The sequence below is a fragment of the Gordonia sp. OPL2 genome, from assembly GCF_003797825.1.
Taxonomy (GTDB): Bacteria; Actinomycetota; Actinomycetes; order Mycobacteriales; family Mycobacteriaceae; genus Gordonia.
On sequence record NZ_RKME01000004.1, the window covers coordinates 173,351 to 191,836 of the forward strand.

The following is an 18,486-nucleotide window of genomic DNA, read 5'->3' on the forward strand; positions in this document are numbered from 1 at the left end:
GATCCATCTCGCCGACCGTGCTCCAGAATTCGCCGATCGTGTCCAGAATTTCACTGATCGTGCCCACCACGAGCGCTCGAAGAGGCGGGCCGCGCGGGGAGCCTCGGCTCGGTGGCGACCCAGGACCCGATCGACGAAATCTGGGGCCCGATCGGCGAAAAACAGGGCACGATCGGCGACGTTCAGGACCCGATCGACGAAAAACAGGGCACAGTCGGCGGATTCGGATTCGGATTCGGATTCGGATTCGGGGTCAGAGCCAATCCCGTCGTCGGAAACTGACATACAGGCCGGCGACGACCACGACGATCAGGATCGAGCTGGTGACGAACCCGAGGGTGCGCGTGTACCCGGGGAACGGAACGTTCTGACCGTAGAAACCGGTGATGGCCGTCGGCACCGCGATGATCGCCGCCCAGGCGGTGAGCTTCTTCATGACGGTGTTGAGGCGGGCGTCGGCCAGCGAGAGATTGGTCTCGAACACGGTGGTGATCATGTCGCGCAACGATTCCGTCCACTCCGCCGCGCGGATGGCGTGGTCGTAGAGATCGGAGAAGTGCGGATCGAGTTCGGGTGGCGCGTCGTTGTCGAGGCGACGACGCTGGATGGTGCCGATCACCTCCCGCATCGGCAAGACCACCCTGCGCAGCACGACGATGTCCTTGCGGAGGTCGTAGGTCTGGCGCTGCAGCGCACTGCCGGCGACCCTTTCGTCGAACAGCGTCCCCTCGAGATCCTCGATGGAGTCGTCGAGGCGTTGCACGGCATCGAAATGCCCGTCGACGACGACGTCGAGCAGCCCGTGCAACAGCGCCCCGATCCCGTACTGTTCGCCCCCGATCTCATTCCATCGCTCGACGACCTGCTCGATCTCGAACCCGGCCGACAGCCGCACGGTGATGAAGGCGTTCTTCTTGATGAACACCGAGACACGATGCAGGTCAAAGGCTTTGGCCTGCTGAGCAGGAACCGTGTGCCCGTTCTGGAGGACGGTGTCCGCGCCCGGCTTCTCGGTCGGCACCTCTGCGGCACCGGACCGATCGGAATCCTTGAGCACGACGGCATAGACCATCAGGAACATGTGGTGGGCGTAGGGGATCGCCTTCACCCGCTCGGCCGACGCCGTGGTGTCCTCCACCGCGAACGGATCGAGGTCGAGTTCGTCGGCGAGCCGTGTCATGGTCTCGTGGGTGGGGCATTCGAGGTCGGCCCAGACGAGGAGGTCGTCGTCGGCGAGGCAGTCCGAGATCTTGTCGAGGTCGAAGCCGTCGACCTTCTCTCCGTCACGCCAGATCTGACCGCGGATGCGTTCGGACATGCCCACATCCTGCCACCCGGGGCAACGATGGCAGGATCGCAGCATGGCTGCCCGGATTCCCGCACTCACCGGAATCCGTACCGTCGCGGCACTCTCGGTGTGCCTGACCCACGCGGCGTTCTGGACCGGCCACTACACCGACGACTACATCGGCCGGTTGCTCAGCCGATTCGAGATCGGCGTCGCGATCTTCTTCGTGCTCTCGGGCTATCTCCTCTTCGCGCCGTGGGTGAACGCCCTCGCCGAGGGACGGTCGTCACCGTCGGTCGGCCGCTACTTCTGGCATCGGGCTCGGCGCATCCTGCCCGCCTACTGGCTGACGGTGATCGCGGTGTACGCACTGTTCCTCGTCTACGACCCACCGGACGCATCGCCGACGGGAACCGGTCTCGCGGGCTTTCTGCGGAACATGACGCTGACGCAGGTGTACGGCTTCGGGCACCTGCACTCGGGGCTCACCCAGATGTGGAGTCTGGCCGCCGAGGTCGTCTTCTACCTGATGCTGCCGGTGATCGCCTGGGTCCTCGTGGTGCCGGTCTGCCGACGACGCTGGCGCCCCGACCTGCTCATCGTCGGATTGCTGACGTTGATGCTGGTGTCGCCGATCTGGTCGGTCGCGGTCGCGGGCAGCGCCGGACTCTCGCCGACCGCGCGTCTCTGGGCACCGGCGTTCCTCGGCTGGTTCGTCGCCGGGATGCTCCTGGCGGTGTGTGCGCACCTCATCCGACGCTGGAATCCGACGCTCTCGGTCGGCGTCGCCGTGGTCGCGTTCCTCGCCTCCGGCACCGCCATCGCGGGGGAACCGACCATCACGCCGACGACGGCGTCGGCGACCATCGTCAAACATCTGCTGTACATCGTCGTCGCCGTCGGGCTGATCGGTCCGCTGACGGTTCGCACCCGAGGCACCCGCGACGACGGTGACGGCCGCGACTGGTGGTCTCAGGTGTGCGGCAGCCGACCGATGGTCTGGCTCGGTGAGATCTCCTACGAGTTCTTCCTCGTCCACGTGCTCGTGCTCGAGGTCATGATGGACGTCCTCGGTTACGGCGTGTTCTCTGGTTCGATGCCGGTGGCGTTCGTCGCTGCGACCGTCGTCAGCGTGCCGGTCGCCTGGGTGTTGCATCGCTTCACGCGCCCGTTGTGGCGGGCTCGCACCCCGGGAGCAGTCGCTACGCGCAGGTAGCATCGGGGTATACGTCTGCCGCGTCCGGTAGGGGAATCGAGGGTCATCACATGGTCGAGCACCGGCGTCCAGGACTACGGGCCGCGTCCACGAGCGACGAGATCCGCTCGTGGTGCGATCAGTCGCGGGTGCCGGGTGACCGTCCCGAGTTCTCCGACACCGCGGCCATCCTCGTCGCCTCCGGATTCTTGACGCCGGCCGGCCGTGCGATCGTGGTCCGCCGGATCTCGACCGGTCTGCCGATGCCGGTCCTGCCGGGCGGCTTCGGCGATCTTCGACGTCTTGCCCGTGCGATCGGCCAGACCGAGCATCAGCTGGCGAACCCGATGATGCCGAGCGTCGTCGGCGCGGTGATGCGCAACCGCCTGAACGGGATGCATCGTCGTCGTGAGGACGCCCGCAAGGTGCTCGTCACCGCCAAGGGCGTGTTCGCCGGCGGGACCCGCGCCATCCGCCGGGAACGGCGCGAGAACGTCTACCTCGAGATCGACGAGCGGGAGCGACTCTTCGCCGGCCTGATGTGCACGCCGACCCCGAACGTGAACACGACGGGATATGTGCGCCGCGCCGGCACGGCCGCGATCGACCGGCTCGCCGGCGTCGTCGGACAGGTCGCCAACAAGTCCGGCTACCCGCAGGCCGGCGAGTGGGCGAGTCAGATCCTGGTCCCGGATCGCGCCGAGTCGCCGACGGCGCCCGTCGGCACCCCGGGGTCGGCGGCCTTCGTCGACGGTTACGAGACGCTGCTGTTCGTCGCGGGACATTTCTACGACCGCATCGTGCGCAACCCGGCGTGGCTGTCCGACCACTTCGAGATCCAGCGAACACAGGTCAATCTGCACGCCGAACTCGCGGAGATCGCCGCCGACGTGATCGCTCTGCGCGCGGTTCGCATCGACTTGGACCGGGCCAAGCGCAACGGCGGATTCGACCGGTCGTTCGCCGAACACATCGACCGTCGTGAGACGACCCTGAGGCCGGTGTGGACCGAACTCCTCGACCGCGTGCAGGCGCTCGGTGAGGTCGCCTCCGTCGTCGAGTCCGCAGCCGTCGAACTTCGGGTCCTCGCCGAATACGATCGCGCCCACACCATCGACGATCGTATCGACGACCTCATCGCCCGCTCGGGCGACCGCGAGATCTCCGTCGACAACGCGAAGCGGCTGAGCGAGCAGGTACGCAGCGGCGAGGAGCAGTTGCGGATCTATCGGGATGTGTTGCAGGGCAACATCGCTCGTATCTCCCCAGCCGTACCGCGGGAATTGCCCGCGCGGTACGAACCGTCCTGAGCGGTCGCTCAGCGCGACCAGGACGCGAGGTATTCCTTCTCCGGCGCCGTCAGCCGGCGCAGCGTGTGCGCCTCGATGTCGACAACCGCCATCTGCGTGCTCGCCACGCAGGCGGCCTTCAGCGCGGGGTCCTCGCCGACGGCGCGGATCTCGTAGCCGATGGTGAAGTCGACCGAACGAAAACCCTTGATCCACATGCCGACCTGCAAGGGCGAGTCCTCGTGCCGCAACTGACGCTGATACCGGATGTCGACATGGACGATCATTGCGCTCTTGATGAGTCCATAGAACGAGTCACCCGCTGAATCGTCCGGCCCGCTCGCCTCGCTCCCGGCGCCGGACAACAGCCACTGAATCCGCGCTTCTTCCATGACCGTCACCATGCGTGCGTGGTTGATGTGGCCGAAGGCGTCCATGTCCGACCATCGCACCGGGACGTGCGCGACGAACGCGAATGAGTTGTTCATGTGAGCAAGCTTTTCATTGTCGGTTACCGATCAGTATCCTGTCTGTGGGGAGGGCAGTGAGGGAGCGCATGCGTAAGTCGAATCGGTGGACGGCCGTCGTCGTCGCCCTGCTGGCTGCCGCCCTCGTGATGCCTGCCGCCGTCGCGCACGCCGACGACACCAAGGTGGCGATGATCTCCAAGCAGTCCAAGCTCAGCCCGCTGCGCACCGACATCTGGGTCAACTCGCCGTCGATGGGCGGCAAGGTCAAGGTGTCGGTCCTCACCCCGCAGTACGGGAGCGGACCGCGCTCGACCGTCTACCTCCTCGACGGCGCCGATGCCGGCGAAGACGTCAGCGACTGGATCACCAAGGGCCGGGCCGGACGGTTCTTCGCCGACAAGAACGTCAACGTCGTCCTCCCGACCGGAGGCGCGGGCAGTTTCTACACCAACTGGCTGCGGCGTGACGCCAAGATCGGCAAGCCGCAATGGGAGACGTTCCTGACCCAGGAACTGCCGCCGCTGATCGACGAGAAGTTCGACGGCACTGGCCGCAACGCCGTCGTCGGCTTGTCGATGGGCGGGCAGTCGGCCTTCACCCTCGCGGTGCGCCACCCCAGCCTGTACTCGGGCATCGCCTCGCTGAGTGGATGCCCGCCGGTCTCCGGTCCGGTGAACGAGAGCTACGTCCGCACGACCGTCGCCAAGAGCGGCGGTGACGCCACCAACATGTGGGGTCCGTTCGGATCGGCGAACTGGAACGCCCATGACCCGAGCCGGCACCTCGACAAGTTGCGCGGCAAGGACATCTTCATCGCGGCCGGGTCCGGCGCCGTCGGTCCGCGCGATCTCACCGCGCCCTACGATCCGAAGGACGGACCGCGCTCGGCAGTCGTCGCGGCATCGTCGGCGCTCGAGGTCGGTGCGTGGCGCTGCTCCCTGGAGTTCGCCGCGACGCTGCGCGTCAACAACATTCCCTACACCGACGGCTTCCACGTCATCGGCACCCACAACTGGGTCTACTGGGAGCAGGATCTTCCCGTCGCCTGGCGGACCATCTCGCGCGGGCTCTGAGTCCCGTTCGTCCCCCGGGTATCACGTCGTCCCTCGGGAATCGCTTCATCCGCTGCGAGCTCGCGGAGGGCGGTGGCATACCCGGCGGACGAACTGAGTGCGATGCCCCTTCGGCCGCCGACGCTACGGCCGGTCAGGTCACGCCTGAGCGTCCCACTGCTCGGCGAACTGCAGGAAGACGTCGGTCTCTGCCGGATGGGTGACGGTCACCCGCACCCCGTCGCCGGCGAACGGCCGGACCACCACACCCGCCTCCACACACCGGGACGCGAACTCGGTGGTCGCATCGCCCAGTTCCAGCCACACGAAATTCGCTTGCGACTCGGGCACCCGATAGCCGAGGTCGCGCAGGCGTCCGGTCACGCGGGTCCGCTCGGCGACGACGGCGTCGGTGCGCGCCAGGAGTTCGTCCCCGGCCTCCAGCGATGCCAGCGCGGCCTGCTGGGCGACGCTGTTGACCGAGAACGGCACATGCGCCTTTCCCAGCGCGGTGATCACCTCGGGATCGGCGAGGGCGTACCCGACCCGCAGGCCGGCCAGACCGTACGCCTTGGAGAACGTGCGCAGCACGACGAGATTGCGGAACTCGCGGAGCAGTTCGACCGCGTCGTAGGCCTGCGTCGGGCCGAGCCGGAGGTACTCGAAATACGCCTCGTCGAGCGCGACGATGACGTCCGACGGCACGCTCCGCAGGAAGTCGAGCAGTGCGGCCGCCTCGACGACGGTGCCCGTCGGGTTGTTCGGATTGCAGATGAAGACCAGGCGTGTGCGGTCGGTGATCGCCGCGGCCATCGCCGGCAGGTCGTAGGCGAGGTCGGCGGTCAGGGGCACCTGCACCGGGGTCGCCCCGGCGACCCGCGTCGCCAGCGGATAGGTCTCGAACGACCGCCACCCGAAGACGACCTCGTCGCCGGGCCCGCTGGTGACGGTGATCAGGTTCTGACACAGGATCACCGAGCCACACCCGACCTGGATCTGGTCCTCGGTGACCCCGACCGACTTCGCGAGCGCTGCGGTCAGCTCGACCATCCCGTTGTCGGGATAGCGGTTCACCGTCGCCGCGGCTGTGGTGATCGCGTCGAGGACGCTGGGCAGGGGGCCCTCGGTGACCTCGTTGCTCGCCAGCTTCACCGCGCCCGGAAAGGTCTTGCCGGGCACGTAGACGGGCAGGTCGTCGAGGTCGGGACGGATGCGCAGGCTCACCCGTCAAATGTAGGACTGCCGCCCGTGGACGGCCAAAACGGTCCGCCCCCTCCGACGACGTCCTCGCGGTTTGCTTCGTGCCGCCGGGTGTGTGTAACCTTTCGCTTCGGCAGTTCGAAAGGACTCCGCCAAGGAGGCGTGCCAGAGCGGCCGAATGGGACTCACTGCTAATGAGTTGTCTCGCTAAAACGGGACCGGAGGTTCAAATCCTCTCGCCTCCGCCAACCCGCCCACAGCGGGGCACAAATGAATAGCACGCGCCCGTAGCTCAACGGATAGAGCATCTGACTACGGATCAGAAGGTTTGGGGTTCGAATCCCTACGGGCGCACATCAGACGAGAACCCCGGCTCCGGCCGGGGTTCTCGCGTTGTCCCCCGATCCACCCGCGTGACGACCGCACCGAACGCCGCGGCGAGCGGGAACATGATGATGCCGTAGACAGCCGGGATCACCGACATCTCGGTGCTGTCGAGAACGGTGAGCGTGATCGCGAGCGCGAGGGCCGCGTTGTGCACACCGATCTCGAATCCTCCGGCGATGCTCTGCGCCGCCGACAACCCGGCGAGGCGGGGCAGTAGATAGCCGATGCTCAGCGACAGCACGCAGAACAGCGCGGTGACCGCGCCGGCCTGCAGCAGGAAGTCGACGACGCCGTCCTCGCTGAGCAGCGCGCCGAACAGGACGACGGTGACCACGATGAACGAGGCGATCCGCACCGGGCGGTCCGCGCGGAGTGCGAACGCGGTGGCGCGGGCGCGCACGGCCATCCCGACCATGACCGGGATGAGCACGACGGCGAACACCGAGATGAGCTTTCCGGGTTGCGCGCCGATGCCGTCGGCCGAATCGGTGAACCACGCCAGCGACAGGTTCACCACGATCGGCAGCGTCACGATCGCCAGCACGGAGTTCACCGCGGTCAGCGTGATGTTGAGCGCGACGTCGCCGTGGAACAGATGGCTGAGCAGGCTGGCCATCGTCCCGCCCGGGGATGCGGCGAGCGCCATCAGACCGACGGCCATCAGCGGTTCGAGTCCGAAGACGTGCGCCAGGCCGAAGGCGATCAGCGGCAGCACGACGATCTGCGCGACCAGGATGATGGCGAGTGCACGCGGCGCACGCACGACCCGCCGGAAGTCGGCGACGGTGAGCGACAGGCCGAGTCCGAACATGACGACCGCGAGCGCGATCGGGAGACCGATGCCGACAAAGGACGATTCCATCTCAGGACCTCCCGGTGATGGGGGCAACGGTAGCATCGCGGGGTGCCGGGAACCGAGACGATCGTGGTGAGCGGGGTGGTCGTCCGCGACGACACGGGGCGATTGCTCACCGTGCGCAAGCAGGGCACGACACGGTTCATGCTCCCCGGCGGGAAGCCCGAACCCGACGAGACGGCCGTCGAGGCCGCTGCCCGCGAATGTCTCGAGGAGATCGGACTCGCGGTGGCGGTCACCGACCTCGACGAGTGGGGCGCATTCCGGTCAGCTGCGGCCAACGAGGACGGATTCGACGTCCTGGCAACGATTTTCGACGGTGGGGTCGTCGGCGCCGACATCACACCGTCGGCCGAGATCGACGAGATCCGGTGGCTCGACGTCGACACCGCGGTGCTGCCAGAGGATCTCGCGCCGCTGCTCGTCGACCACGTCATCCCGATGGTGCGGGCCCGGGTTCGACGCGGCTGACACGAGAACAGTTTTCCCAGGGTTCACCGTTTTCGGCATTTTCTCGGTTACCGTGTTCGCCGGGGGATCTTTGTCGCGCCGCACACTGAAAGGATTCCCATGAACTCACCATCACCCGTGGCACGAATCGCCGCGGAATTCATCGGCACATTCTGGTTGGTGTTCGGTGGTTGTGGCAGTGCCATTTATGCCGCGAAACAAGTCGCACAATCCGACGACGGTCGCAGCACCTTTCAGTTGGGAATCGGTTTCCTGGGCGTGGCCCTCGCCTTCGGTCTGACGGTCGTCACGCTGGCGTACGCGGTGGCGCACATCTCGGGAGCGCATTTCAATCCGGCGATCACCCTGGGTGCCGCGGTCAGTGGCCGCCTCCCGTGGAAGGACCTCCCCGGTTACTGGATCTCGCAGGTTGCAGGTGGCCTCTTGGCCGGCCTGATGTTGTGGGTGATCGCGAAGGGACTACCCGGTTTCGACCGCGTGGGCAACATGGCGGCGAATGGATATGGCGAACATTCACCGGCCGGCTATTCGTTGACGAGTGTCTTCATCGCCGAGGTGTTGTTGACCGCCTTCTTCCTCATCGTCGTTCTCGGATCGACCGATGGTCGTGCGCCCGCCGGATTCGGACCTCTGGCGATCGGTTTGTCGCTCACCCTCATCCACCTGATCTCGATTCCGATCAGCAATACGTCGGTGAATCCGGCCCGCTCGACGGGTGTCGCCTTCTTCAATGCCAATGGCGCACCCGGTCAGTTGTGGGTCTTCTGGGTGGCGCCCCTGATCGGCGGTGTCATCGGTGGGCTGATCTACCCGCTGCTGTTCGAGAACGGCAAGCTGGCGATCGGCAAGCGCGCCGCCGACAACGCCTGAGGGTCGTCGGCGAGGCGATCAGTTGATGATCTCGTCGCGATCCTCCGCGCGGAGTTCGGCGAGTCGATCACGCCAGCCCTGCAGCACATCCGGGGTCAGGCGCGTCCAGTCCTCGACCTCGGCGACGATCCGCAGGGGTGCGGTGCTCCGATAGGAGCGAGTCGGATTGCCGGGGAACTTCTTGTCCGTCACGTTCGGATCGTTCTCGAACGGCCCGGTCGGCTCGACGAGGAACACCCGCGGGGTACCGTCCCCGGCCGCCAGTTCGGCGGCGAGGCCGGCGCCGTCACGCATCGCGGTGAAGTAGATGTGGTTCATCACGATCTCCGGCCGGTAGTTCGACCGGAACCCGGCCGTGAGCGAATCACCGGGGCGCAGATCAGCTTTCGTGCCGTGGTAGAACGGGCCGTCGTCGAGCGGTTCACTCATGGCCTCCAGCCTAGATTCTCGGCGCACGAGAACCCTGCCGACCTGACACAATCCCGCCATGGAACTGCTCATCCTCGTCCTGGTCGGCGCGATCATCGTCACGGCGATCGCCGACCGCCGGGGCATGCAGCCTGCGCTGATCATCGTGGTGATCGCACTCGCGGTCTCCTTCATCCCGGGAATGCCGCGCGTCGAACTCGATTCGCACATCCTGCTCACCGTGGTGCTGCCGCCACTGCTCTACTCGGCCGCCCTCAACTTCTCGTTCCCGAGCTTCCTGCGGAACCTGAAACCGATCATGGGACTCGGTGTCGCGATGGTCGTGATCACCGCGGTCGTCGTCGGATGGGTGGCGTCCCTGGTGATCCCCGAGTTCACCTTCATGCTCGCGCTGCTACTCGGCGCGATCGTCGCGCCACCCGACGCCGTCACCGCCGTCGCCATCGGCCGCAAACTCGGTCTGCCCAAACGACTGATGACCATCCTGACCGGGGAGAGCCTCGTCAACGACGCCGCCGCGCTGTCGCTGTTCGCGATCGCCATCTCTCAGATCGCGGACACCCATTCGTTCATCGGGAATCCGCTGCTGCTGTTCGGGTACAACGCGGTCCTCGGTCCGATCGTCGGTGCGGTGCTCGGTGTGCTGACCCTCTGGATTCGACGTCATCTGCAGAACCCCGCCCTGGAGACCGTGCAGGGTTTCGTCGTGCCATTCGCCGCCTTCCTCGCGGCCGAACATCTCCATGCGTCGGGCGTGCTGGCCGTCGTGATCGCCGGATTCGTCGTCGGCTCCGGTTCGGTGCACGCCGGCTACCAGACCCGTCTGCAGGAACGCTACGTCTGGAACTCCGTCGACGTCCTCCTCGAGGCCTTCGTGTTCGCCTACATCGGCCTGCAGATGCGGTTCATCATCGAGGACCTGCGGGACGCACGTGAGTCGCTGCTGCACATCACCGCCGCATCTGTGCTGGTGCTCGCCGTCGTCCTGGCCATCCGGCCGATCTGCGTGTTCGCCATGTTCGGGCGCGGCGTCGTGAGCCGTCGGATCGACAGTGCGGTCAACGTCGAGATCCAGACCAGCCCGCGACGGACGGTTCGTCGCACCGAGCCGGTCGACGCACCGCCGGGCCGATGGCGACGATTCGCCGACCGCATCGACCACCGTCCGCTGACCTGGCAGGAGTCGACGGTGGTCGCGTGGACGGGCATGCGTGGCGTCGTCACGCTGGCCGCCGCGTCGGGCATCCCGGTGATCATGGCCAACGGCGAACCGTTCCCCGAACGCTCGGCGATCCAGGCCATCGCCTTCGTCGTGGCCGTCGGCACCATCCTGATCCAGGGGCCGACGCTGCCGTGGATGATCCAGCGCCTGCATCTGCACAACGAGGACGAGGAACGCTACGACCATACGCAGACCGCGCTCACCGAGCAGATCGTGCACGATGCGGCCGACCGTGTGATCGCCGACTTCGTCGACCGGCCGCCCGCCGCGCTCGACGCCGCGACCGTCGAGTTCATCAAGGACACGGTGGCCCGGCAGGCCCGCGACGCCGAGGAGATGCCCGACCCGGAGGCGCACACCGCCCGCAACGACGCCTTCGCGGCGCTCTACCGCGCGGTGCTCCACGCCCAGCGGGAGGCCCTGGTCGCCGACCGCGACGCCGGCAACGTCGACGACGAGGCGGTGCGCGCGATGCTCGAGCGGCTGGACCTCCAGGAGGCCGGGCTGTCGGCGCGGCTCGAGAGCCGGCTCTAGGAGCAGCCGGTCGGACCGGGACGGCGACGTCGGCGCCGGCGCGTCGTACAGTCGAGAGGGTGGGCCCTCCGGACGATCTGTACCGCACCCCCATCTACGGCCAGCTCTATCCGCCGTTGGGGTATGCACCCGACGGCACACCACAATTCGTCCCGGGCGAGCAGCCGACTCGTCCGCAGCCGGGTCCGGCCGCCGGTTATCCGGGCGCCCCGACCGCCACCGACGCCGACGACCCGGGAGTGCCGGAACCGCCGTCAGACGACCGCCGACCACGCCTGCCGCAGTCCGACCGCAGACTCGTCGGGATTCTGGCGCTGGTCGCCGTTGCGGCGCTGGGATTGCTCGCCCTGACCGTCGGACGTGCGGCGTTACGGTCCGACGTCGAACCCACCGCGGGGCCGAACCTGCCCGTGGTCATCTCCGATGTGCCCACCCGGATGCCGACCGGCGTGCCCCGCGACGAACAGCCCACGCCGGGCGCGCCGATGGTGCCGAGCGGCAAGGAGGTCGTCTACGAGGTCACCGCGACCAGCCCGACGACGATCCTCTACGTCGACGACAACGGGCTGCGCACCACCGTCGGCGCCCCGACCAACTGGACGATCACCTTCACCAGCACGTCCAATCCGTTGCGGATTCTGGTGCTCGCCGGTGAGGGGGACGCCCGGTGTTCGATCAGCGTCGACGGACGCACCGTGTCCAGCGATCGGATCAGCGCGCAGACCGCTCGACGGACCGTCTCCTGCCGCGCATGAGTGGCACGGATCACCGTTTCGTTGGCGCTCCGCGGTCATCGACTGTGTGCGGGAGACCTCGGGTCGCTACCGTGTACGGGTGAGTTCTTCTCAAACAGCCCCAGAGAACACCACGCCGCCGGAGAGCGCGTCGACGCACTCGGACCTCAAGACGATGGTCACGTGGCGTGGCGAGGGCACTGACCGGCTCGAACAGGTGCGTCTGCATGTCACGGGCGAGCGGATCAAGGCCTACGGACGCATCATCGCGGCCGCCACCGACGAGCACGAGGCGTTCTCGGCGTCCTACGAGTTGGTGACCAACGACGACGGCGTCACCAAGCGTCTGTCGGTCCACCTGCTTCGTGCGAGCGGAGAGACACAGCTGGCCATCACGCGTGACGGCGAGCACAACTGGCTCATCCAGACCCCGGAGGGCACGGAGCGCGGTGAGTTCAACGGCGCCGAGGATGTCGATCTCGCTCTGTCGCCGATGTTCAACGCTCTGCCGATCCGCCGCAAGCGTCTGCACGAGGGCGGCGCGGAGACCGACGTCCCGGTGGTCTACCTGTATCTGCCGGCGGGGACCGTCGAGCCGGCGACACTGCACTACACACCGGGACCGGACGCCATCGGCGTCGTGTCGCCGATCGTGACGTCGTCGCTGACCGTCGACGCCGACGGGTTCGTCGTCGACTACGTCGGCCTGGCGACTCGCGTCTGAGGACCCGGCCCGCCGCTTCTCAGCCCATCCAGACCCGGGCCTGGTGGGCCTGTCGTCGTAGTTCCTCGGCCCATCCGGGCGCGCCGATGTCGACGCCGGTCACCGGCAGCGGTGGCGCCGACGCGATCGCCTCGTAGGCCAGCCGCGCATGGTGTCCGTCGTGGACGAGGCCCTCGACGCTGCCGTTGTCGCGGAGTTCGTCGCGGGCGGCGATCAGCCGGTCGATCGTCTCGCTGAGCACGTTCAGCAGGGCGATCCCGTTGGCCTCCAGCATGGCTCGCTGCAGTGCGGGGGCCGTCCCGGCGACCCGCGTGCCATCCCGGAAACTCCCGGCGGCCAGCCGCAGCGCGAGGTCGCTCTCCCCGCCTCCCACCGCCGCGGTCGCGGCCGCCGTGAGATGCGGGAGATGGGAGATCGCGGCGACGGCACGGTCGTGGGCGTCTGGCGCCGCGGGGACGACATACGACCCCGCCTGCAGTGCGATCCGTGCGATCGTCAACCAGTCATCGGCGTCGGTGTGATCCTCCGTCGTCACCATCCACATCGCGTCGCGGAAGAGAGCGGGATCGGTTGCCGCCCAGCCTGATTGGCTGGTGCCGGCCATGGGATGTCCGCCGACGTAACGCATTCCGGGTGCCAGTCGCGAGACCGATTCGGCGACTGCCCGTTTGACGCTGACGACGTCGGTGAGCAGGCAGCCCGGTGCCCGTCGCGCGATCGTCGGCAGCAGGTCGTCGATGGTGGTGACCGGCGTGGCGAGCACGATCACGGCGCCGGTGGCCGCGGCCTCGTCGAGGGTGCCGTCGAGGTCGGTCGAGGCGCGGTACCCCGCTGCGACCGCGGCGTCGACGGTCTCTCCGGACCGGTTGAAACCGAAAGCATCGCGGCCCGCATCGCGCAGTGCGCGCACCAACGATCCGCCGATGAGTCCGAGTCCGAGGACGCACACGGGAGGTCCGGTGGTCGGGTCTGCAAGGTCAGCCGCAGGAGTCACCTCTTCACGTTCCCACATCGTCGGCACAACGGTGAACGGTGCGACGTCGGTCCGCCCGACCGGCCGGGACTTGGGTGCCCAGCCGTAAACAGATACGGTGACCTGCATGGCAGGTGCCGGCGCTGGTGTATCGGGTGGTTCGAACAGACAGGACGTCAACGACGAGATCGAGGGCTTCGCGGTGGCGGTGGTCCGAGACGAGGGTGCGTGGAAGGTGACCGCGCTCAAACCGTCGGCGTTGCAGACCCTCGACGACGCGGAACGTCAGCTGCGGGAGATGCGGGCCACGGGTGCCGTGTTCGGTCTCCTCGACGTCGACGACGAGTTCTTCATCATCGTCCGACCCAGCCCCTCGGGCGCTCAACTGCTCATCTCCGACGCCACGGCCGGCATCGACTACGACGTCGCCGCCGACGCTCTCGAGGCGATGAACGTCGAGGTCCCTGACCTGGACCCGGACGATCTCGACGATGTCGACCCGTGGGAAGAGGGCGACCTGGGCATCCTCGCCGATCTGGGCCTGCCGGACGCGGTGATGAGCATCATCGTCGGCGACACCGACCTCTACGCCGACGAGCAGGTCGGCATGATCGCCGCCCGCCTCGGTTTCGCCGACGAACTGTCCAAGGTCCTCGACACACTCGGACATTGACCTCCGGCGCCGACGTCCCCGCCGATCCGTCGGCCGACGAGTCCGACCTGCGCTCACCTCGTGCGGTGTGGGAGTCGATGATGACCGAGGCGTTGGCGGCGGCCGGGGATGCGGGGCCCGACGATGTGCCGATCGGGGCCGTCGTCTTCGATCCGGGCGGCATCGAACTGGCCCGCGCGGCGAATCGGCGTGAGGCCGACGGGGATCCGACGGCACACGCGGAGATCCTCGCGCTGCGCACCGCGGCCGAGCGTTTCGGAGACGGGTGGCGGCTTCCCGGCTGCACGCTCGTGGTCACCGTCGAACCGTGCACGATGTGCGCCGGTGCGATCACCCTCGCCCGCATCGAGACCCTCGTCTTCGGTGCGTGGGAACCCAAGACCGGGGCCGTCGGATCGTTGTGGGACGTCGTCCGCGATCCGCGGCTCACGCATCGTCCGCAGGTCGTCGGGGGCGTCCGCGAGGACGAGTGCCGGGCGCTGATGCTCGACTTCTTCCACGCGCAGCGCGACTGAGCCGCCGCACGGACGGCCGCACCCTGGCATGCGGCCGCCGAAGAATCAGGGTGAATATCAGGGTTCGCCGACGTCACGGCTCTGGCAGATTGGAGTCATCAGAAGGTGAACGCGGGATCCGGCCACCGGGTCCGACGCGCACCACCGACCGACCCAGTAGGAAAGGCAAGGACCGACATGTCCGATCCCACCGACAAGGTGAACCCCGGCGGCGTCAACCCCGACAAGGTGACCGAGGCCGTCAACACCGCCAAGGACAAGATCAACGAGTTCGCCGCCAGCGACTCGGTCCAGAACGCGGTCGGCACCGCGAAGGACAAGATCACCGAGATCGCCAACAGCGACGCCGTGCAGGATGCGGTCGGCACCGCCAAGGAGAAGCTGAACGAACTGGCCGAGAACGAGAAGGTGCAGGAGGCCCTGTCCACCGCGAAGGACAAGTTCGGTGAGCTGAAGGACAAGCTCGGAGGTCGTTGAGATCGGCGTGACCTGTATCTCTGGTCGGCGGCGCCGTCACGTGGCACCGTGGAGGTACCTGCAACCCGGCGACACAGGGTCCCGGGATGACCAGGAGGAGGCAGTTCATGGGTATCCAAGACGACGCCAAGAACAAGGCCGAGGAACTGAAGGGACGCGGTAAAGAAGCTGCCGGCTCCCTCTCCAACGACCAAGACCTCAAAGAAGAAGGCAAGGGCGACCAGGCGGTCGCCCAGGGCAAGCAGAAGGTCGCCGACGCCGCCGATGCCGTGAAGGGCAAGGTCGACGATGTCAAGGACAAGCTGACCGGCAAGGACTAGCCCCCCGATTCGGCCCTCTGACCAGCCAATTTAGGGACAAGCGCCGACTGCGGTACAGTCTTCCGCGGTGGCGTGTCCGAGCGGCCGAAGGTGCAGCACTCGAAATGCTGTGTGCGGTAACCCCGTACCGAGGGTTCAAATCCCTCCGCCACCGCAGCGAACGGCCCCTACCTGATCAGGTGGGGGCCGTTTTCGTATCCGGGTTCGGGGTGGATGCGCTCCCGCCCTACTGCCCACCGCGCCCTACTGACCGCCGCGCCTCACGGCCCGCCCAGGAACTCGGCCATCCCCGGACGCAGATACGCCGACAGGTCGTTCCACGGGACCGTCACCGGCAGCCAGTCGCCGAGCGCGTGGATCACCGGTACGTAGAACCGGATGCCCGCGGTCACCGGCACCCAGTTGAGAAAGCTGTCGACGACAGGCGGCACATCGGTCGCTCGGTCGTCGATCTGTGTCACCAGGGCGGCGAGCCGCGGTGACGTCGCATTCGGGTCGGTGAGGACATCACTGAGCAGGATGGGTTTCGCGGTCGTCGCATTGATGGTGATCGTCGAGACGAGATTGTTGGGATGGGCGGCGCCCGCGGCGTAGGCCGAGAAGATCGCCACACCGGCGACGACAGTGCCGGTCGTCGTCGTCACCGCGCTGTGGGTGTCTCCCGCGAGCGAACCATCCTCGACGGTGGTGTCCGCGGTGCGGCCGACGACGTCGTCGAGGGCTGCGCGCATACCGCTGTTGAACCGTTCGCGCACCGCCGTCTCGCCCCCACTGACCTGTGGCAGATCGACGTCGAACGTCGTCGAGCCGCGTCGGCCTTGCGCACGGATCGCGGTCGGGGTGTAGGCGGTCGCCGCCGTGGTGGTGGTACTGGTCGTATCCGACGACGACGGGGTGACCGATCGGGTCACCGTCACCACCGACGTCGTGACGCTGCCGGGCGCGGGGTCGTCGGACTGCTGGGCGCACCCGCCGACGGCCCCGGCGAGCATGCTGATCGTCATCGCGGCGGCGACTCCGCGTGTGCTGGTCGTCATCCGACGAGAACTCATGAGAGGAATTGTGCCGCGTCCCGGGCGAGATCGAGCACCGGTTGCGGGAAGATGCCGAGCACGATCGTGACGATCGTGCACACGGCGATCGACGAGGTGGTCAGCACGCTCGGCTTCACCACGTGCGGGGCGTCGACGGGGACGTCGGCGAAGAACATCGCGACGATGATCCGGATGTAGAAATAGGCGGCGATCGCGCTGCTGATCACGCCGACGACGACGAGCACGCCGCCGCCGTTGCCCGCCGCCGCGGCGAACACGTCGAACTTGGCGATGAACCCGCTCGTCAGCGGGATGCCGGCGAACGCCAGCAGGAACATCGAGAACATCGCTCCCACAAGCGGATACCGGCGACCGAGGCCGGCCCACTGGGAGATCTCGGTGGCCTCGCGGCCGGAGACGTGAGGGCCCGAGAGGCGGTCGGTCTCGCGGACCACCGACACCGTCGCGAACGCGCCGAACGTCGAGAAGGCATACGCCGCGAGATAGAACATCGTGGCTGCGAGGCCCGCCTGGTCGAATGCGATGAGCCCCAGCAGGATGAACCCGGCATGGGTGATCGACGAGTACGCGAGCATCCGCTTGATGTCGGTCTGGGTCACCGCCATCACCGCGCCGATGAGCATCGTGGCGATCGCCACCGCCCACAGCGCCGGTTCCCAGTCGGACCGCAGATCGCCGAATCCGACGTAGAACACACGCAGCAGTGCGCCGAACGCGGCGATCTTGGTGGCCGCCGCCATGAACGCCGTCACCGGCGACGGCGCGCCCTGATAGACGTCCGGGATCCAGGCATGGAACGGAACCGCACCGATCTTGAAGAGCAGCCCCACCGACAACAGCCCGAGCGCGATCAGCGGCAACACGGTGTCGTCGTCGGGAGCATTCGCCGCCTGCCCGATCGAGTCCCCGATCGCACCCAGTTGCAGTGATCCGGTGGCGCCGTAGGCGAATGCCGCGCCGAACAGGAAGAATGCCGACGAGAACGCGCCCAGGAGAAAGTATTTGAGCGAGGCCTCCTGCGAGATCAGTCGCCGACGCCGGGCCAGACCACACAGGAGATAGAGCGGGAGCGAGAAGACCTCGAGCGCGATGAACATCGTGAGCAGATCGCCGCAGGCGGGGAACAACATCATGCCGCCGACCGCGAGCATCGTCAGCGGGAACACCTCGGTGGTCACCGCACCCGCGCGGGTCGCCTCGAACTCGGCATCGGTGTTGGGCACCGACGCCCCGGACGGGGTGAACATGTCCGCCTCGACCGCGCCGAGCGTCGCCTGCGCCGCCGCGCCGGGACCATCGCTCACCTGCTGTCGGGGGCGCGTGCCCGAGCGCGCGGCGTCGAGGTCCATCGACCCGGGGGCCACGACACGTTCGAGTCGTCGCTCTCCCATGAACGCGACGGAGATGATCGCGACGAGGAGCAACAGGCCCTGCAGGAACAGCGTCGGACGGTCGACGACGACCGCACCCGACATGGCGAACTGGCCGTCGCCACCGTTGCGCGTCTCGGCGACGGCGACCGCGATCAGCGCGACGAACGCGGCGAGGAGACCGCCGACCGACAGCACGAGCTGAATCGGATAGCGAATCCGCCTCGGCGCGAACGCCTCCACCAGGACCGCCACGACCGCGACACCGAAGACGATCAGCATCGGCGAGACCAGACCGTACTCGACGCTCGGTGCCTCGATGGCGGCGAGATGTGTCGTCGGTGCGATTCCGGTCATGCTGACTCCCGTCATCTCGGCGCCG

20 protein-coding genes and 3 tRNA genes are annotated in these 18,486 nt (G+C 67.4%); 15 read left to right on the forward strand and 8 right to left on the reverse strand.

Annotation, left to right across the window (positions count from 1 at the left end):
- Positions 1–253: 253 nt before the first annotated feature.
- Positions 254–1,318 (reverse strand): magnesium transporter CorA family protein, encoded by a 1,065-nt coding sequence (locus EEB19_RS06520; protein WP_187584340.1) that lies wholly within the window; start codon positions 1,316–1,318, stop codon positions 254–256.
- Positions 1,319–1,361: 43 nt separating this feature from the next.
- On the opposite strand from EEB19_RS06520, the gene EEB19_RS06525 reads away from it, so the two are divergent.
- Entirely contained in the window at positions 1,362–2,504 is a 1,143-nt protein-coding gene (locus tag EEB19_RS06525) for an acyltransferase (protein WP_187584341.1), read from the forward strand.
- 50 nt (positions 2,505–2,554) lie between these two features.
- On the forward strand, positions 2,555–3,793 hold the full coding sequence (locus EEB19_RS06530) for a hypothetical protein (protein ID WP_187584342.1): 1,239 nt from the start codon (positions 2,555–2,557) through the stop codon (positions 3,791–3,793).
- 8 nt (positions 3,794–3,801) lie between these two features.
- On the opposite strand, the gene EEB19_RS06535 is transcribed toward EEB19_RS06530, so the two are convergent.
- The gene (locus EEB19_RS06535; RefSeq protein WP_187584344.1) at positions 3,802–4,260 is read right to left on the reverse strand and encodes a thioesterase family protein; all 459 of its coding nucleotides are present in this window, start codon (positions 4,258–4,260) and stop codon (positions 3,802–3,804) included.
- Between the two features lie 68 nt (positions 4,261–4,328).
- Between EEB19_RS06535 and EEB19_RS06540 the strand changes: the two genes are divergently transcribed.
- On the forward strand, positions 4,329–5,315 hold the full coding sequence (locus EEB19_RS06540; RefSeq protein WP_187584346.1) for an alpha/beta hydrolase family protein: 987 nt from the start codon (positions 4,329–4,331) through the stop codon (positions 5,313–5,315).
- A gap of 138 nt (positions 5,316–5,453) precedes the next feature.
- Here EEB19_RS06540 and hisC read toward each other — a convergent pair whose 3' ends face one another.
- Positions 5,454–6,518: a histidinol-phosphate transaminase gene (gene hisC / locus EEB19_RS06545; protein ID WP_187584348.1), complete on the reverse strand. Its 1,065-nt coding sequence runs from the start codon at positions 6,516–6,518 to the stop codon at positions 5,454–5,456.
- A gap of 132 nt (positions 6,519–6,650) precedes the next feature.
- Here hisC and EEB19_RS06550 point away from each other — a divergent pair.
- A tRNA-Ser gene (locus EEB19_RS06550) sits at positions 6,651–6,742 on the forward strand.
- Between the two features lie 33 nt (positions 6,743–6,775).
- A tRNA-Arg gene (locus EEB19_RS06555) sits at positions 6,776–6,848 on the forward strand.
- Here the strand turns inward: EEB19_RS06555 and EEB19_RS06560 are convergent.
- The gene (locus tag EEB19_RS06560; protein ID WP_187584350.1) at positions 6,838–7,743 is read right to left on the reverse strand and encodes a bile acid:sodium symporter family protein; all 906 of its coding nucleotides are present in this window, start codon (positions 7,741–7,743) and stop codon (positions 6,838–6,840) included. The genes EEB19_RS06555 and EEB19_RS06560 overlap by 11 nt on opposite strands.
- 42 nt (positions 7,744–7,785) lie before the next feature.
- Between EEB19_RS06560 and EEB19_RS06565 the strand changes: the two genes are divergently transcribed.
- Positions 7,786–8,208: an NUDIX domain-containing protein gene (locus EEB19_RS06565; RefSeq protein ID WP_187584352.1), complete on the forward strand. Its 423-nt coding sequence runs from the start codon at positions 7,786–7,788 to the stop codon at positions 8,206–8,208.
- Positions 8,209–8,307: 99 nt separating this feature from the next.
- A complete protein-coding gene (gene aqpZ / locus EEB19_RS06570; RefSeq protein ID WP_187584353.1) occupies positions 8,308–9,078 on the forward strand; it encodes an aquaporin Z in 771 nt (256 codons plus the stop codon).
- 18 nt (positions 9,079–9,096) lie between these two features.
- Here aqpZ and arr read toward each other — a convergent pair whose 3' ends face one another.
- A complete protein-coding gene (gene arr / locus EEB19_RS06575) occupies positions 9,097–9,507 on the reverse strand; it encodes an NAD(+)--rifampin ADP-ribosyltransferase (protein ID WP_187584355.1) in 411 nt (136 codons plus the stop codon).
- 58 nt (positions 9,508–9,565) lie between these two features.
- Between arr and EEB19_RS06580 the strand changes: the two genes are divergently transcribed.
- The 3 genes from EEB19_RS06580 (at position 9,566) to EEB19_RS26855 (ending at position 12,721) form a co-directional block, all read left to right on the forward strand.
- The gene (locus EEB19_RS06580; protein WP_187584357.1) at positions 9,566–11,263 is read left to right on the forward strand and encodes a sodium:proton antiporter; all 1,698 of its coding nucleotides are present in this window, start codon (positions 9,566–9,568) and stop codon (positions 11,261–11,263) included.
- A gap of 59 nt (positions 11,264–11,322) precedes the next feature.
- Positions 11,323–12,018 (forward strand): hypothetical protein, encoded by a 696-nt coding sequence (locus EEB19_RS26850; RefSeq protein WP_262365485.1) that lies wholly within the window; start codon positions 11,323–11,325, stop codon positions 12,016–12,018.
- Between the two features lie 154 nt (positions 12,019–12,172).
- Positions 12,173–12,721 carry a putative glycolipid-binding domain-containing protein gene (locus tag EEB19_RS26855; RefSeq protein ID WP_262365496.1) on the forward strand — a complete coding sequence of 183 codons (549 nt, stop codon included), beginning with the start codon at positions 12,173–12,175 and terminating at the stop codon, positions 12,719–12,721.
- A gap of 19 nt (positions 12,722–12,740) precedes the next feature.
- On the opposite strand, the gene EEB19_RS06590 is transcribed toward EEB19_RS26855, so the two are convergent.
- Entirely contained in the window at positions 12,741–13,733 is a 993-nt protein-coding gene (locus EEB19_RS06590; RefSeq protein WP_187584528.1) for a prephenate dehydrogenase, read from the reverse strand.
- A gap of 88 nt (positions 13,734–13,821) precedes the next feature.
- Here EEB19_RS06590 and EEB19_RS06595 point away from each other — a divergent pair, with 88 nt between their 5' ends.
- The 5 genes from EEB19_RS06595 to EEB19_RS06615 all read left to right on the forward strand — a co-directional run bounded on the left by EEB19_RS06595 (position 13,822) and on the right by EEB19_RS06615 (position 15,833).
- Entirely contained in the window at positions 13,822–14,367 is a 546-nt protein-coding gene (locus EEB19_RS06595; RefSeq protein ID WP_187584361.1) for a tRNA adenosine deaminase-associated protein, read from the forward strand.
- Positions 14,368–14,447: 80 nt separating this feature from the next.
- Positions 14,448–14,882 carry a nucleoside deaminase gene (locus EEB19_RS06600; RefSeq protein ID WP_187584529.1) on the forward strand — a complete coding sequence of 145 codons (435 nt, stop codon included), beginning with the start codon at positions 14,448–14,450 and terminating at the stop codon, positions 14,880–14,882.
- A 177-nt stretch (positions 14,883–15,059) separates the two neighbouring features.
- A complete protein-coding gene (locus tag EEB19_RS06605; protein WP_187584363.1) occupies positions 15,060–15,359 on the forward strand; it encodes a hypothetical protein in 300 nt (99 codons plus the stop codon).
- A gap of 107 nt (positions 15,360–15,466) precedes the next feature.
- Positions 15,467–15,679, forward strand: a complete 213-nt coding sequence (locus EEB19_RS06610; protein WP_187584365.1) for a CsbD family protein — start codon at positions 15,467–15,469, stop codon at positions 15,677–15,679.
- A gap of 66 nt (positions 15,680–15,745) precedes the next feature.
- Positions 15,746–15,833: transfer RNA gene (locus EEB19_RS06615), tRNA-Ser, on the forward strand.
- Between the two features lie 106 nt (positions 15,834–15,939).
- Here EEB19_RS06615 and EEB19_RS06620 read toward each other — a convergent pair.
- Together EEB19_RS06620 and nuoN are read right to left on the reverse strand one after the other, a co-directional pair.
- Entirely contained in the window at positions 15,940–16,731 is a 792-nt protein-coding gene (locus EEB19_RS06620) for a hypothetical protein (protein WP_187584367.1), read from the reverse strand.
- Positions 16,728–18,461, reverse strand: coding sequence for an NADH-quinone oxidoreductase subunit NuoN (nuoN, locus tag EEB19_RS06625; RefSeq protein WP_262365486.1), 1,734 nt, complete (start codon positions 18,459–18,461; stop codon positions 16,728–16,730). The genes EEB19_RS06620 and nuoN overlap by 4 nt, the downstream gene beginning before the upstream one ends.
- Positions 18,462–18,486: the final 25 nt, after the last annotated feature.

Coding starts and splice junctions, on each gene's coding strand:
- EEB19_RS06620 (WP_187584367.1), bottom strand. CDS start 16,731: ATGAGTTCTCGTCGGATGACGACCAGCACACGCGGAGTCGCCGCCGCG.
- EEB19_RS06580 (WP_187584357.1), top strand. CDS start 9,566: ATGGAACTGCTCATCCTCGTCCTGGTCGGCGCGATCATCGTCACGGCG.
- nuoN (WP_262365486.1), bottom strand. CDS start 18,461: ATGACCGGAATCGCACCGACGACACATCTCGCCGCCATCGAGGCACCG.
- EEB19_RS06560 (WP_187584350.1), bottom strand. CDS start 7,743: ATGGAATCGTCCTTTGTCGGCATCGGTCTCCCGATCGCGCTCGCGGTC.
- EEB19_RS06605 (WP_187584363.1), top strand. CDS start 15,060: ATGTCCGATCCCACCGACAAGGTGAACCCCGGCGGCGTCAACCCCGAC.
- EEB19_RS06600 (WP_187584529.1), top strand. CDS start 14,448: ATGACCGAGGCGTTGGCGGCGGCCGGGGATGCGGGGCCCGACGATGTG.
- EEB19_RS06595 (WP_187584361.1), top strand. CDS start 13,822: ATGGCAGGTGCCGGCGCTGGTGTATCGGGTGGTTCGAACAGACAGGAC.
- arr (WP_187584355.1), bottom strand. CDS start 9,507: ATGAGTGAACCGCTCGACGACGGCCCGTTCTACCACGGCACGAAAGCT.
- EEB19_RS26855 (WP_262365496.1), top strand. CDS start 12,173: ATGGTCACGTGGCGTGGCGAGGGCACTGACCGGCTCGAACAGGTGCGT.
- EEB19_RS06590 (WP_187584528.1), bottom strand. CDS start 13,733: ATGTGGGAACGTGAAGAGGTGACTCCTGCGGCTGACCTTGCAGACCCG.
- EEB19_RS06540 (WP_187584346.1), top strand. CDS start 4,329: ATGCGTAAGTCGAATCGGTGGACGGCCGTCGTCGTCGCCCTGCTGGCT.
- EEB19_RS06610 (WP_187584365.1), top strand. CDS start 15,467: ATGGGTATCCAAGACGACGCCAAGAACAAGGCCGAGGAACTGAAGGGA.
- EEB19_RS06530 (WP_187584342.1), top strand. CDS start 2,555: ATGGTCGAGCACCGGCGTCCAGGACTACGGGCCGCGTCCACGAGCGAC.
- EEB19_RS06535 (WP_187584344.1), bottom strand. CDS start 4,260: ATGAACAACTCATTCGCGTTCGTCGCGCACGTCCCGGTGCGATGGTCG.
- EEB19_RS06520 (WP_187584340.1), bottom strand. CDS start 1,318: ATGTCCGAACGCATCCGCGGTCAGATCTGGCGTGACGGAGAGAAGGTC.
- EEB19_RS06525 (WP_187584341.1), top strand. CDS start 1,362: ATGGCTGCCCGGATTCCCGCACTCACCGGAATCCGTACCGTCGCGGCA.
- aqpZ (WP_187584353.1), top strand. CDS start 8,308: ATGAACTCACCATCACCCGTGGCACGAATCGCCGCGGAATTCATCGGC.